At 68.4% G+C, this 12,545-nt stretch carries 16 protein-coding genes; 6 read left to right on the top strand and 10 right to left on the bottom strand.

All coding sequences use genetic code 11. The annotated features are described in order from the left end of the window. The 5 genes from EXE44_RS04720 to EXE44_RS04705 form a co-directional block, all read right to left on the bottom strand. Positions 1-381 (bottom strand): hypothetical protein, encoded by a 381-nt coding sequence (locus EXE44_RS04720; RefSeq protein WP_137716182.1) that lies wholly within the window; start codon positions 379-381, stop codon positions 1-3. Further along, a complete protein-coding gene (locus EXE44_RS20150) occupies positions 374-526 on the bottom strand; it encodes a hypothetical protein (RefSeq protein WP_158293429.1) in 153 nt (50 codons plus the stop codon). The genes EXE44_RS04720 and EXE44_RS20150 overlap by 8 nt, the downstream gene beginning before the upstream one ends. After that, the gene (locus tag EXE44_RS04715) at positions 519-1,136 is read right to left on the bottom strand and encodes a hypothetical protein (RefSeq protein ID WP_137716181.1); all 618 of its coding nucleotides are present in this window, start codon (positions 1,134-1,136) and stop codon (positions 519-521) included. Before EXE44_RS04715 ends, EXE44_RS20150 begins: the two co-directional genes overlap by 8 nt. Beyond that, a complete protein-coding gene (locus tag EXE44_RS04710) occupies positions 1,136-1,456 on the bottom strand; it encodes a hypothetical protein (protein WP_137716180.1) in 321 nt (106 codons plus the stop codon). The genes EXE44_RS04715 and EXE44_RS04710 overlap by 1 nt, the downstream gene beginning before the upstream one ends. Before the next feature lie 106 nt (positions 1,457-1,562). Further along, complete coding sequence (locus tag EXE44_RS04705; RefSeq protein ID WP_137716179.1) at positions 1,563-2,810, bottom strand: hypothetical protein; 1,248 nt, start codon at positions 2,808-2,810, stop codon at positions 1,563-1,565. A 685-nt stretch (positions 2,811-3,495) separates the two neighbouring features. On the opposite strand from EXE44_RS04705, the gene EXE44_RS04700 reads away from it, so the two are divergent. Beyond that, complete coding sequence (locus tag EXE44_RS04700) at positions 3,496-4,281, top strand: creatininase family protein (protein ID WP_137716178.1); 786 nt, start codon at positions 3,496-3,498, stop codon at positions 4,279-4,281. Here EXE44_RS04700 and EXE44_RS04695 read toward each other — a convergent pair. Then, positions 4,278-5,003 carry a 6-hydroxymethylpterin diphosphokinase MptE-like protein gene (locus EXE44_RS04695; RefSeq protein WP_137716177.1) on the bottom strand — a complete coding sequence of 242 codons (726 nt, stop codon included), beginning with the start codon at positions 5,001-5,003 and terminating at the stop codon, positions 4,278-4,280. The two genes, EXE44_RS04700 and EXE44_RS04695, sit on opposite strands and share 4 nt — an antisense overlap. Positions 5,004-5,165: 162 nt before the next feature. Beyond that, positions 5,166-6,437 carry a dihydropteroate synthase gene (gene folP / locus EXE44_RS04690; RefSeq protein WP_199241182.1) on the bottom strand — a complete coding sequence of 424 codons (1,272 nt, stop codon included), beginning with the start codon at positions 6,435-6,437 and terminating at the stop codon, positions 5,166-5,168. Positions 6,438-6,648: 211 nt separating this feature from the next. Here folP and EXE44_RS04685 point away from each other — a divergent pair, with 211 nt between their 5' ends. Further along, positions 6,649-6,879, top strand: coding sequence for a hypothetical protein (locus tag EXE44_RS04685; RefSeq protein WP_121564482.1), 231 nt, complete (start codon positions 6,649-6,651; stop codon positions 6,877-6,879). Positions 6,880-6,886: 7 nt separating this feature from the next. On the opposite strand, the gene EXE44_RS04680 is transcribed toward EXE44_RS04685, so the two are convergent. Continuing rightward, complete coding sequence (locus tag EXE44_RS04680; protein WP_137716176.1) at positions 6,887-7,495, bottom strand: DUF192 domain-containing protein; 609 nt, start codon at positions 7,493-7,495, stop codon at positions 6,887-6,889. Between the two features lie 141 nt (positions 7,496-7,636). On the opposite strand from EXE44_RS04680, the gene EXE44_RS04675 reads away from it, so the two are divergent. From EXE44_RS04675 to EXE44_RS04660, 4 genes are read left to right on the top strand one after another with little or no spacing between them, the layout of a single operon-like run. Beyond that, complete coding sequence (locus tag EXE44_RS04675) at positions 7,637-8,227, top strand: hypothetical protein (protein WP_137716175.1); 591 nt, start codon at positions 7,637-7,639, stop codon at positions 8,225-8,227. Then, entirely contained in the window at positions 8,224-9,087 is an 864-nt protein-coding gene (locus EXE44_RS04670; protein WP_241991793.1) for an RNA methyltransferase, read from the top strand. The genes EXE44_RS04675 and EXE44_RS04670 overlap by 4 nt, the downstream gene beginning before the upstream one ends. Positions 9,088-9,089: 2 nt before the next feature. Next, complete coding sequence (locus EXE44_RS04665; RefSeq protein ID WP_137716174.1) at positions 9,090-9,779, top strand: AzlC family ABC transporter permease; 690 nt, start codon at positions 9,090-9,092, stop codon at positions 9,777-9,779. Continuing rightward, on the top strand, positions 9,776-10,132 hold the full coding sequence (locus tag EXE44_RS04660; RefSeq protein WP_137716173.1) for an AzlD domain-containing protein: 357 nt from the start codon (positions 9,776-9,778) through the stop codon (positions 10,130-10,132). Before EXE44_RS04665 ends, EXE44_RS04660 begins: the two co-directional genes overlap by 4 nt. Before the next feature lie 84 nt (positions 10,133-10,216). Here EXE44_RS04660 and EXE44_RS04655 read toward each other — a convergent pair whose 3' ends face one another. Then, positions 10,217-10,552, bottom strand: coding sequence for a hypothetical protein (locus EXE44_RS04655; RefSeq protein WP_137716172.1), 336 nt, complete (start codon positions 10,550-10,552; stop codon positions 10,217-10,219). A gap of 61 nt (positions 10,553-10,613) precedes the next feature. Then, positions 10,614-12,545: an aldehyde ferredoxin oxidoreductase family protein gene (locus EXE44_RS04650; RefSeq protein ID WP_137716171.1), complete on the bottom strand. Its 1,932-nt coding sequence runs from the start codon at positions 12,543-12,545 to the stop codon at positions 10,614-10,616.

The raw sequence follows: 12,545 nt of genomic DNA, 5'->3' as shown, positions 1-12,545 counted from the left end.
TTACTCCTTCATGCGGATGCTCACACGGACATCATCGCCCGTGGACAGGGCCAGTTCGTCGCGAACGTTGACGGGGACGCGGATGACCCCGTCCGTCGCGAGGGTGACGTGGAAGACGGCCGTGTTGACGTGGATCCAGTCGTCGCTGCGATCCACCACGTCGATCTTCACGGCGACGTGCGTCCCCCGCCCCGCCTGGTCATCGTTACAGCCGAGGCGTCGGCGGATGTCTTCGGTCGTGTAGAGTCGCCCCCGAGAGGCCACCGTCATCGGCTCGTTCTGGACGTTGCGCTCCGTCGGAGAGTGACGAAGCGCCTGCTGACGTTCAACGTCCGTCGCGGGGTCACTCGTCGCTCGACCACTACTTGCGGGACTACGCATCGTCTTCTTCCTCCATCTCGACTGCGGTGTGGGACTCATCCTCGTCACCCGTACAGTAGAGCGTGAGCTGGCCGTGAGCACCACCGCCGTTGTCAGCGATGATCGTGGCGCCACACTCGGGGCAGGCGAAGACGTAACTACCCATCGTCGTCCTCCGTCAACTCGTCTAATTCTGTCTTCAGCCACTCACCAGACTCCTTGCGAGCCTGTCGGTACGTTCTCGCGTCTTCGTCACCGAGTGCGGGATGGACAGACACACCCGCCCACATCTCCGCTAACTCGTAGAGCGGTTCTGCGGGAACCATCTCTCGGTCGTCCGTCTCGATGGCTTCCATCTCCACCTGAACGTCGGACGGTGACGGCGCGGGGAGGCCAAAATCAACAGCGCCGAGATCGACATCAGCGGCTCGCTCGGCAGCCTCTTTCAGTTCTTCGTTGAGTGCCTCCACATTGGTCTGAAGGCTCTCAATCGCCCCGCGTGCCGCTTCTACGTCCGCGTCAACGGCAACCGTCACAGACGCATCAGGGAACGCCGCAGACTCGTGTTCGTCGTCATCCAGATACTCGTCCAGCGCGTCCCGAAGGTCACGGGCGTCCGTCACGCAAGCAGCGAACTTTGGAACCCTGATGTGGACACGGTCGTTGGGGCGCTGGTGTACCTCTACCCCATCTTCATCGTAGACAAGGAGATCATCGTCCGTCTGTTTTCGCGGATCCTCATCAGCCGTATCCACGACACGGCTCTTTTCAGCCATCAGAGATCACCCCCGTACTTCCGCTCTAAGGTATCACACAACCCCATGATGGCTTCGGGGAGGTGCGGCGACACCTCGCACTCCTCTGCGTCGGGCATGACAGACGGCGCCCCACACGCCTTCCAGAGCGTGTACTGCTCGCCCGTCTCGTCGTCCGTGGCCGTAGTCTGTTCGACGGTGATCTCGTACCCCGTCGCCGCAAGCCGCTGGGCGGCGGCCTCCGCGTCGATCTCACTATCGGGATCTACGAGGCCGTCAACCACGATTTCTGCCTCATCGTCGGTCTGTTCTTCTCTCTCGCCAGTTTGTCTTTGGCTCATAGCAAATAACGTGAAAACCGCGCGTTCAACTACTGTACCGCGTGGTTCGGGACATCCGCCTATACGCGAGTTTTACCGTTCACTCGTGAACGGTCAAGCGCGTGTGTCATGCGGACACACGGGCGTCGATGATCTCGGTGATGTTGTCCTGATCGAGATCGAACCCGATGTCGGCGGTTCCCGCAGCGAACCGCTCGTCCCAGTCATCGAAGTCCGTGACCGAGTCGTATCCCTCGGAGTTGACCGCATCCACGGCGCTGTCCACGAACTGCTGTGCGTCGTCAGGGAGATCCTGATACGCCAGCACATCGCTGTCCGTGTCGTTGTCGGTTTCTCCGATCATCTCCGAGGCTTCCGCGACGCCGCCAGCGTTCTCGGGCGAGGCGTCGGCGCCGACAGCGTCGGCTTCCTCGACCCCGTCACCGTGGTCGTAGTAGAGGTTGCCAGCACGCGGGTACTCGGGCAGCGCGTACGCATCGTCCTCGGGACCGAGCGGCGCGAGGCCGATCAGCTCCCCGTCAACAATTTTGAAGACGTTGATGTCCACAGGCGACTGCGTGGTCGGCTCATCGTCACCGAACGTCCACGCGATCGCGCCCTGCTGATCCACCATGTCGGCCCGCAGCTCGGGGTAGCCGATGGCACGCGGCGCACCGTGGTCGGTGGCGTCGTACCCATCCTCACCGAGCATCGGCGGGGCTTCGATGATCCCCTCGGTCAGTTCACCCTCCTGCGTGTGCGCCCACTTGCCCGCGGTGTCAAGTTGCCCGAGCAGGTCAGCCGCACGGGAGGAACTGATGAGGAACTGGATGTACCGACTGTCGAACTGAATTTCCTCATCTTCATCGTCCTCGTCAACAGCGAGCCACTCGCTGTCATCGTCGGCGCGGTCGCCGTCGAACGCACCCATCCCGAGGCTGACACCGAGCGTCTCAACCGTCGGCGGATCAGTAGACCGATCCACGTCGTTGCGCTCCTCGTACGGCGAGAAGTCCGAGGTCGGATCCCCGAGTACACGGAGGTCACGGAAGTCGTTGTCCTCCGTCCACAGTTCGCCTTCGACCAGTTCGGGGCCTTCGACCGTGAGAATCACGTCGTTCCCGTAGTCACGCTCGCCACCCAGTTCGAGGTTGTTCTGTGCGTCGAGGAAGCCATCGCCCGTGTTGAACGGGGCCAGCCCGACGATGCGTTCGAACGTGATGAGACACTCGGGATGACCTTTGACTATCGGAGCATCATATTCTTCATAATCGTACGCCTGGTCTTCGGGGATCCCCGCGTCGTTGTCACGGAGATTGCCGCTCTGTGCTTCTGCCTTTGCGTCCTTCGCGCTGTCAAGCGAAATTCCACTCATGGTTAGTTGATCGGCAGGTACGGAACTGCCATCGCGTTCGGAAGCCGAAGCGCCAGTCGCGGTGTCGTGGGGTTCATCTCGTCTGTTGCCTCGTACCCCTACGTTTGGGTGGGAGATACAAAAAGGTGTTGTCTATCACAACGATGACACGCTCGGGGAGGTGCTCACACTACCGCGTCATACCCGAGACTAATATCCACACCAACGAGACTGCTGTGCGTGGAACGCACGAACTATCGGTTGTAACGGATAGGATATTGTTTCTTACGAGACCCTGTGAAGGGGGTTCCACGAGAGGACGAGCGTCTCATCCTTCGTCGTTCGTTCCTCACGTCCTACTAATACATCTGAAGGCTATTAATGGTTGGGTTATTATAACCCCAACACAAACAGACCCGTTCGGGAGCCGCACCGACGCGGTTGTGACGCAGCGACGATCAGAAAGTGTGTATTATTGAACGGGACGTGTGAGCAATCTGTTTCATCTTGCGCGGGTTCATGCCGCCGCCTCCGAACATGCCACTCGATTCGGCCGGACGACACAAAAAGGGTGTCGACACGGGCCGAAGCGGCGGCGTGCCGCGGGAGCGCGGTCGCGGCGAGGCCGGCGGAACGCCGCCCGCCCGAACCCGGCGAACCGGACCGAGACGACTGGGTTGATACGTGTCGCGCGCGAGGCGGTGGTATGTACCTCGCGGACCACACCTGGCCGGAGCTGGGCGACGCGCTCGCTCCCGGCTCCGTCGCGCTCGTCCCGCTCGGCTCGACCGAACAGCACGGCCCCCACCTCCCGCTCGCGACAGACCACCTGATCGCCGAGGCGCTCGCGACGGCGGCCGCCGAGCGGTCGGACGCGTTCCGAACGCCGACGATCAACGTCGGCGTCAGCCCGCACCACCGACAGTTCCCGGGGACGATGTGGGTCGACCCGCCGGAGTTCCGGGACTACGTCGAGTCGTTCTCGCGGAACCTCGCGTACCACGGGATCGACCGCGTGGTGTTCGTGAACGCCCACGGCGGCAACGTCCAGCACCTCCGCGAGGTCGGGCGTCGGCTCCACGAGGACGAGGTCGCCTACGCCGTCGAGTGGATGTGGGACGAGTCGATCCCGGAGCTGGTCGACGACCTGTTCGAACACAACGGTCCCCACGCCGGACCGAAGGAGACGGCGATGATCACTCACATCGCGCCCGACCTCGTCCGCGAGGACCGGCTCGAAGACGCCCGCGACGACGGCCTCGTCGACCTCGCGAGCGCGGAGACGACGGTCCACGGCGCCCGCACCTTCTACGACGCGGTCGACAACTCTTCGAACGGCGCGTTCGGCGACCCGACCGACGTGACGCCCGAGAAGGCGGAGCGCCTGTTCGAGGCGGCCGCGGACCAGCTCGTCCAGCTGGCGGAGTGGATCGGCGAGCGCGACGAGAGCGAGCTGTTCCCGGAGCCGCGCGTCGAAGGGGAGACGGCCTAAGCGTCGCAGGGCTCCCGGTCGCTCCCGTCGCCGAGGATCTCGTCCAGCGCGGCGTCGGCCGCGTCACGCCGGCCGTCGAGGACCGCGAACGCCTCGCCGCGGCGGCGTTCGAGCCAGCGGAGCAGCCGCGCCGCCCAGTCGAGCTTCCGCGCCTTCATCGGGTCGACCGCCGGATCGTCGAAGTCCCAGCCGGGGAAGACCAGCTCGCCGGCCCCCGCGTGGTCGGCGAGGAACGCGGCCCGGTCGCCGTCGGTGAACCCCCCGAGGTTCCGGACCGGACCGACGGGGGACGCCTGCGTCGTCGCCAGCGTCCACTCGTCGGCGAAGCGCGGGAGCCACTCGCGGACTGCGGGGACGTTGTCGCCGTGCGCGTGGGCGGCGACGGGGACGCCCTCGCGGGTCAGCGACGCCGCTGTCTCGGGGTTCTTGTCGAGGTCGGTCACCAGACAGTCGACGTCGACGCCGCGGTCGGCGAGCACGTCGGCCGCCGTGGAGGCGGCGACGACGACGTCGGCGTCGCGGGCGAGCGCGACCTCGTCGGCGAGGCACGGCGCCGCGCCCGCGACCGCGACCGTCTGCCCCTCCCAGTCGCCCAGGCGGTCGAGCGGGAACGGCGTCGCGAGGTCGGCGGCGAGGTCCCGGGCCCGCTCGTCGGCCGTCCGGTCGAACCCGAAGTCGGCGAGGATCGCCTCGTAGACGGGTTCGAAGGTCGCGAAGTTCACGGACGGGTCACTCCGCGTTCGGGGTCCCGTCTCGGTCCTGACCGGCGCCGCCGCTCGCCGGTCGAATTATGGTATGGGCCGGAGTGGCACAGAGTACCCCTACCCGCGTGCCCCTCCGGCGTCCGGTCGATCGGTTGTCTACACGAGGGCATAAACTTTCTCTTAACTGACGTTGGCGGCGATTCCGTCGAGCGCGGCGTCGAGCGCGTCGGAGACGCCGGAAACCGACTCTCTGACCGATTCGATCGCGTCCGGGGTCCCGATCAGGAGGCCGCGGCGGCGGTCCGCGAGGGCGTCCCCGGGAGATCCGCCGTTCGCGCGGTCGCCGGTCCCGCCGTCGGTCGTCGGGGGAGTGGTCGGGACGCCGGCCCGGTTCGGGTCGCCGAGCGCGAACGCCGCGGCGGTCGCGTCGCCGCCGACGGTCGCGGCGCGCAGGGCGCCGACCGCGGCGTCGCCGAGCCCGTCGAGCTCGTAGGTGCGGACGACCGCTGCCTCGGCCGGATCGCGCTCGCCGTCGGTCGCCCGCGGCGCGCCGATCCGGTCGAGGTGGCGCCCGGCCTCCCGGACCGTCGTCACGTCGAGCTCGGTGACCGCGACGGCGTCGTCGGCTCCGCCGGCGTAGCGGTCGCGGGCGAACTCGGCGCCGATCAGGGCGGCGTCGCGCGTCTCGGCCACGTCGTGCGTCCGGACCACGTGGGCGCCGCGCTCGACGGCCATCGACGTGGCGGCGAGCGAGACCGGGAGCGCCTCCTCGGTGCTGCGGCCGGCGACCGTCTTGAGGAAGCTCTTGCGGTTGATCGAGACGAGCAGGGGGCGGCCGTAGCCGCGGAACTCGCGCAGTCGGTGGAACGTCTCGCGGTCGTCCTCGTGGGTCTTCGCCTCGGACCAGCCGCCGAACGCGGGGTCGAGGATCGTCTTGTCGGTGAGGCCGTTCATCGAGAGGGCCTCGTAGATGTCGTCCACGTCCTCGATGGCGCCCGGGCGTTCGAGGTCCGGCGGCGAGGCCATCTTCGAGACCGCCACGTCGTGCTCGCGGCAGACGCGGGGCATCTCCGGGTCGGCGAACCCGCAGATGTCGTTGACCATGTCGAAGCCGCGCGAGAGCGCCTCGTCGGCGACCTCGTGGTAGCGCGTCTCGATCGACCAGACGGCGTCGCCCGAGGTCGATTCGAGGGTCTCGACGGCGGTGTCGAGCCGGTCGAGCTCCTGTTCGGCCGAGAGCACGTCGAGGTCCTTGTTGGCCGATTCGAGACCCACGTCGACGATGTCGGCGCCCTCGCCGATCAGCTCCTCGTCGACGTACGCGGCGGCCTCGCCGGGGTCGTCGTACACGCTGGGGTCGTACGGCGACTCCTCCGAGACGTTGAGCACGCCCATGATCCGGGGCGGGTGGTCGTCGCCGATCCCGAGTCCCGCGGCGTCCACGTTTCGCATACGATCACCACGGGCGCGAGCGACATAAACGGGGGGAATAGTCGGGGGAGACGAGGTGAGAAACGGGCGGAGCGCGAGGACGGACCGGCGGGCGAAGACGCGCCGCCGAACGAGCCGAGAATCCGTCCGCAGACGCCTCGATACGTGTCAGTGTGGGACATGAGGGCAGCCGTCGGATACGTCTTAATGCCGTTCGTCACCTATCCGAGATATGTACACGAAAACGGAGGACCGGCTGCTCGGTCTCGCCTCGGCCGCTCTCCTCGCGACGATAGGCGCGGAACTGCTCGGGAGTCAACTGCTCGTCACGGTCGGCGTGGGTGTCTTCGCCCTCGCCGTCGTGGCGCTTTTCGCGGTCATGAGCGTCGTGCTCGCGGTGGCCGTCGCCCGGACCACGGACCTGAACATGCTCGACGCGGCGGCGGCCGACCGACCCCGCTGAGACGCCCTCACAGGTCGAACGCCAGCGAGTCCCCCACTGACACGCCGTGCCGGTCGGTCCATTCGTACGGGACCTCCAGCACGTACTGCCCGGAGCCGGGATACCGCTGTTGCTCGCCGTCCTCGTTCGGGCCCGGCTCCGGCGCGTTGTGGATCTCGACGATTTTCCGGTCGCCGTCGACGTAGACGATGTCGATGCCGAAGTCCATCTCGCGCATCACGTAGGTGAGAGAATCTTTGGGGGCGTCGTAGACGAACAGCATGCCGCCGTCTTCGGGCAGCGACTCGGCGTCGCTGAGCCCGAGGAAGCGCTTGTCGCGGGTGTCAGCGAGCGCGGCCGTCACCGACCCGCGCTCCGCCCCGTCGGTCCCCTCGACGGTCACGGTCGTCGTCTCGTAGTCGGCGTAGGTGCCGGTGGGCCACGCGGACCCGTCTTCCCCGTCTCCGCTCTCGTCGTCGCCGGTCGACTCGTTTTCCCCGTCCGCGTCGCCGCCGCTCGCTCCGTCGCTCTCGCCGGGCGCGTCGCCGTTGTCCGCCGCGTCGCCCCCGCTCAGACAGCCCGCCGCGGCGCCGAGGGTCCCGGCCGCGGCCAGTCCGAGGAGTCGCCGCCGTCTCATGCCCGGAACGAGGGCGGCCGGGGATATAAGCGACCGCGTCGGCGGCGAGCGCGTGCGGACGCCGCGGCCCCGTCGCGGCGCAGCGACCGTCCGCGTGCCGGGAAGGACGCGCTTTTATCGCCGCCGGAGCGTAGCGTGAACATGGCGAAAGTGAGCATCGGCCTCCGCGGGTGGCGCTTCGAGGAGGACGAGATATTCAGCGACGACGAGGAGCTGAAGCCCCTCGACGAGATCCCGGAGGACCCGCGGGAGCGGCTCCTGCGGCTCGTCAGCCTCGTCGAGGAGCCCTGCGACGTCTGCTACCTCGACTACGGCGAGGCGGAGGTCCACCGCTGTAACGAGGCGGAGATCGTGTACGGCGAGCCGGAGGGCGAGGTCCTGCTCTGCCCCGAACACGAGCCCGACCTGCTCTACTGGTTCCGCGAGGAGGGCGGCAGCGAGCACAAGGGGTCGGTCGAGTTCGCCGACCGCTTCCACGAGTGGGTCGCCGCCGGCAACGGGGCCCCCGAGGGGTACGGCTCCGTCGAGCACGTCGAGGAGGACCCCGACGGGCTCCCGGACCTGCCCGACCAGCAGGAGGTCCAAGAGCGGATCGAAGAGGGGTTCGAGGGCGAGCGGATCGACATCCTCGAACTCGCCCGCGGCGAGGAGACCGACCGCGAGGAACTGACCGAGGAGGAGCTGGCGGAGTCCGACCTCGACCTCTCCACCGACTACCCGTCGGACCGATGAGCGGCGACGAGCGAGTGCCGGCGACGGGCGAGGACGAGGGGGCGGCGGAGCCGCCCGAGGCGTCCGACTCGGCGGACGACGCGGCGGCTCGGCGGAAGCCCGTGGTCGTCGTCGTCGAGCCCGAGACGCCGGGCAACGTCGGGACCATCGCGCGGGCCATGAAGAACTTCGGCCTCACCGACCTCAAGCTGGTCGACCCGCCGGAGCTGCGAGAGGACGGCGAGGCGTACGGCTTCGCCGGCCACGCCCGCGAGGACGTGCTGCCGAACGCGGACGAGGTCACCTTCGACGAGGTCGTCGCGAACTACCACACGGTCGGCACGACCGCGATCACCGGCGAGGACGACCGCAGCCACGAGCGCTTCCCGTTCAAGACGCCCGTCGAGCTCCGCGAGTCGCTGAAGACGGTCGACGCGCCGACCGCCATCGTCTTCGGCCGCGAAGGGCGCGGACTCAACAACGAGGAGCTCTCGCGGCTCGACGAAGTGTGTTCGATCCCGGCCGACGACGACTACCCCGTCCTCAACCTCGGGCAGGCCGCGACAGTCCTGCTGTACGAGCTGCGCGACCTCACGGTCGGCGAGACGCAGCTGCCCGACACCGAGGTCACGCGCGCGCCCGAGGCCGACGTGGAGCGCTTCCACGGGTTCTTCGAGGACTTCCTCGCGGCGACGGGGCAGCGCGACCACGTCCGCGAGAAGAACGCGCTGCTGATGCGCCGGCTGCTCGGCCGCGCGCACCCGACCGAACGCGAGATCCACACCCTGCTCGGCACCTTCCGCAAGGCGAACACGAAGCTGGAGCACGCGGACCACCTCGCGGCGAAGTACGACGAGCCGCCGTACCCGCGGGAGAAGTAGCCGTGTCCGACTCCGTTCTCGACGAGGACCTGCTGGCCGGCGTCCGCGACGTGTCGCCGCTCATCCTCGGGGTCGCGCCGTTCGCGCTCGTGGCCGGCATCGCCGCCGTCGACGCCGGGCTCGGCCTCGCCGAGGCGGTCGGGATGTCCGTGATCGTGTTCGCGGGCGCCTCGCAGCTGGCGGCGCTCGACCTGCTCGGCGAGAACGCGCCGCTCGCGGTCGTCGTCGGGACGGCCGTCGTGATCAACCTCCGGATGCTGATGTACTCGGCGTCCATCGCGCCGCACTTCGCCGACTACGGGCGCCGGCTCCGCGCAGGGCTCGCGTACCTCCTCACGGACCAGGCGTACGCGCTCTCGGTGGCCGAGTTCGGCGAGAACCCCGACCGGAGCCGGTGGCGCTACTACCTCGGCGCGGCCGCCTCGCTGTGGATCGTCTGGCAGATCGGCACCGTCGCGGGCGTCGTCCTCGGCGCCGGCGTCCCCGACGCGTGGGGGCTCACCTTCGCGGTGCCGCTCGTGTTCCTGGCGCTCCTCGTCCCGGCGATGAAGGACCGACCGACCACCGTCGCGGGCGTCGCCGGCGGCGCGGTCGCGGTCGTCGCGGCCGGGCTCCCGCTCAACCTCGGGCTGCTCGTCGGCGCGCTGTGCGGGATCGGCGCGGGGCTCGCAACGGAGGTCGCGGGCCAGTGACCGGCGGGGTCGGCGGGCTCGTCGCCTCCCCGCGGGCGTGGGTCGCCATCCTCGTCATCGGCGTGCTGACCTACGGGATCCGCCTCTCGTTCATCTACCTGTTCGGCCGGATCGACGGGGTCCCGACGCGCGTTCAGCGACCGCTCCGGTACGTCCCGCCCGCGGTCCTCGCGGCGCTCGTGCTCCCGGACCTGGTGACGCTGCGCCCGTCGGTGGCCGCGACCCTCCTCGACGAGCGGCTGATCGCCGGCGCCGTCGCCGGCGCCGTCGCGTGGCGGACCGAGAACGTCTTCGCGACCATCGCGACCGGGATGGGGACGCTGTGGCTGTTCCGGTTCGTCGTGTTCGCCTGAGGCTCGCGAGGCGCGCTCGGTGCGGTCATGTCGGCGTCGCGACGGCGTGACCGGCCACTATCGCCGACCGGAACGACGGTTCCGTCAGCGCTCGCGCTCCGTCGCTCGCTCCGCGGAGGGATCCCGAGAGGTCGCGTCGCCGCGGTCGACGGGGCGGTCGAACCGCGAGCCGCCGTCGTCGGCCTCGCGCTCGCGGGCGGCGGCGATCCGCTGGGCGGCGTCGGCGAGCGAGTCGAGCGCCGCGAACACCCGGTACGAGAGGTACGGGCCGACCGAGAGCACCGCGACGGCGATGATCCCGAGCAGGATCTGACCGACGATCAACAGAGAGTAGACGAGTACGAACAGGCTCACGGCGCCCAGAACCGTGCCGGCACGGGTGCGGAGGGCCTCGGACGGCGAGAGCGGGTCATGCGACATGGCCGGGGCTACCGGCGTGAGACACTTAAAAATGAACGCGGGTCGGCGGATGCGGCGCCGATCAGTCGTCGGCCGGGGCCGCGGAGTCGCCGGCGGAGACGCCGGTGCCGGGGCCGATGTCGATGCCGAGCTCCTCCAGCTTCTCGTCGGGGACGACCCCGTCGACCCAGTCGCGGGTCTCGTAGTACTCGGCCTTCAGCTGGTCGAGTTCGACGAGTTCGCCCTCGCTGGCGCCGGTGCCGGGAACGGCGTCCGGGTGGCCCTCGATGAACCGGTTCGGCAGCGTGTCGTCCGCGCCGTCGAAACCGGCGAGGTTGTTGTAGTAGCGTTCGAGGTTGTAGACGCGCTCGCCGGCCTCGAACAGCTCGTCCTCCGTGACGTCGCGGCCGGTGACGCCGTTGTACTGGAGGACGTACTCCTCGATCCCCTCCGCGAACGCGCTGAACTTACAGATGTCGAACGAGTCCGACACCGCGTGGAGGTCCTGGAAGGTGGCGGTGAGCTCGCCTTTGCCCTCCCACTCGTACGGGTCGACCTTCTCCGGGATCCCGAGGATCTCGGCGGCCGGCGTGTAGCCGCGCAGGTGGCAGGCGCCGCGGTTGGAGGTCGCGTACGCGATCCCCATGCCCTTCATACAGCGCGGGTCGTAGGCGGCCATCGTCTGCCCCTTGACGGAGAGCTTGTTGCCGTGCGCGTCCTTCGCGTCGGCGACGCGCTCGGGGCCCTCCGCGAGGAGGTCGCCGAGGTCCGACGAGCGGTGGCCGATCTCGTCGATGAGGTCGATCATCGTCTCGGAGTCGCCCCAGTCGAGGTGGCCGACGCCGTCGAGCTTGCCCTCCTCGCTCATCTCCATCGCCATCGCCATCATGTTGCCGGCCTCGATGGTGTCGATGCCGAGGTCGTTACAGCGCTGGAGCATGACCGCGATCTCGTCGCGGTCGGAGTGTCCCGAGTTCGGGCCGAGCGCCCACGCGGACTCGTACTCGTACGACTCCGTGCGGACGTTCATCTCCTGACCCTTGTGCGTGACGTTGACCTCGACCTCCTTCTTACACGCGACCGGACAGGAGTGACAGGTCGGCTCGTCGACGAGGATGTTCTCGCGGACGTTCTCGCCGGAGACGCGCTCCGCCTCGATGTCGACGCCCTCGCTCTCGTTGTACTCCTCGGTCGAGGTGTACTTCGCGTTCTTCGTCGGGAGCCCGTCCATCTCCTCGGTCGCGTTCATCAGGACGTTGGTCCCGTACATCGAGAGCCCGCCCTCGTTGGGCGCGGTCACGTCGGACTCGCGGATGACCTCCATCGCCTGCTGATACCCCTCCTGGAACGTCTCGGGGTCGGCGGGCTTGGGCATGTCCGTGCCCGACTTCACGACGACCGCCTTCACTTTCTTCGCGCCCATCACGGCGCCGGTGCCGCCGCGGCCCGAGGCGCGGTCGTCCTCGTTGATGACGCAGCCGTAGCGCACCTGGTTCTCGCCGCCCTGGCCGATCGCCATCACCGAGACGTCGCGGCCGACCTTGCCCTCGACCTCCTCGCCGAGCTGGTCGATCGTGTCGTGGACGCCCTGCCCCCAGAGGTGCGAGGCGTCGCGTACCTCCACGTCGCCGTCCTCGACGAACAGGTAGACGGGCTCGTCGCTCTCGCCGTCGAGCAGGATGCCGTCGAGCCCGGCCCACTTGAGCCGCGCTCCGGACCAGCCGCCGTGGTGCGAGTCGGTGACCGTCCCCGTCAGCGGGGACTTCGTCACCAGCGCGATCCGGCCGCTCATCACGGTCTGGGTGCCCGTCAGCGGGCCGGTCATGAACGCCAGTCGGTTCTCCGGTCCCAGCGGGTCCACGTCGGGCCCCTTGTCGAAGACGTACTTAACGCCGAGCCCGCGCGCGCCGATGTACTTCTCCGCGTCGTCGTCGTCGATCCCGCGGTAGCTGACCTCGCCACCGCCGAGATCGACCTGTGCCACACGGTCTCTGTAGCCGCCCATTTCAGTCAT

The sequence above is a fragment of the Halorubrum sp. SS7 genome (genome assembly GCF_005435055.1).
In the GTDB taxonomy this organism is placed as follows: domain Archaea; phylum Halobacteriota; class Halobacteria; order Halobacteriales; family Haloferacaceae; genus Halorubrum; species Halorubrum salinarum.
This window is presented reverse-complemented; position numbering and strand designations above follow the sequence as displayed.

Excerpts from the sequence above, each read along its gene's own strand:
- EXE44_RS04720 (WP_137716182.1), bottom strand. The coding sequence starts at position 381 with ATGCGTAGTCCCGCAAGTAGTGGTCGAGCGACGAGTGACCCCGCGACG.
- EXE44_RS20150 (WP_158293429.1), bottom strand. The coding sequence starts at position 526 with ATGGGTAGTTACGTCTTCGCCTGCCCCGAGTGTGGCGCCACGATCATC.
- EXE44_RS04715 (WP_137716181.1), bottom strand. The coding sequence starts at position 1,136 with ATGGCTGAAAAGAGCCGTGTCGTGGATACGGCTGATGAGGATCCGCGA.
- EXE44_RS04710 (WP_137716180.1), bottom strand. The coding sequence starts at position 1,456 with ATGAGCCAAAGACAAACTGGCGAGAGAGAAGAACAGACCGACGATGAG.
- EXE44_RS04705 (WP_137716179.1), bottom strand. The coding sequence starts at position 2,810 with ATGAGTGGAATTTCGCTTGACAGCGCGAAGGACGCAAAGGCAGAAGCA.
- EXE44_RS04700 (WP_137716178.1), top strand. The coding sequence starts at position 3,496 with ATGTACCTCGCGGACCACACCTGGCCGGAGCTGGGCGACGCGCTCGCT.
- folP (WP_199241182.1), bottom strand. The coding sequence starts at position 6,437 with ATGCGAAACGTGGACGCCGCGGGACTCGGGATCGGCGACGACCACCCG.
- EXE44_RS04685 (WP_121564482.1), top strand. The coding sequence starts at position 6,649 with ATGTACACGAAAACGGAGGACCGGCTGCTCGGTCTCGCCTCGGCCGCT.
- EXE44_RS04680 (WP_137716176.1), bottom strand. The coding sequence starts at position 7,495 with ATGAGACGGCGGCGACTCCTCGGACTGGCCGCGGCCGGGACCCTCGGC.
- EXE44_RS04675 (WP_137716175.1), top strand. The coding sequence starts at position 7,637 with ATGGCGAAAGTGAGCATCGGCCTCCGCGGGTGGCGCTTCGAGGAGGAC.
- EXE44_RS04670 (WP_241991793.1), top strand. The coding sequence starts at position 8,224 with ATGAGCGGCGACGAGCGAGTGCCGGCGACGGGCGAGGACGAGGGGGCG.
- EXE44_RS04655 (WP_137716172.1), bottom strand. The coding sequence starts at position 10,552 with ATGTCGCATGACCCGCTCTCGCCGTCCGAGGCCCTCCGCACCCGTGCC.
- EXE44_RS04650 (WP_137716171.1), bottom strand. The coding sequence starts at position 12,545 with ATGACTGAAATGGGCGGCTACAGAGACCGTGTGGCACAGGTCGATCTC.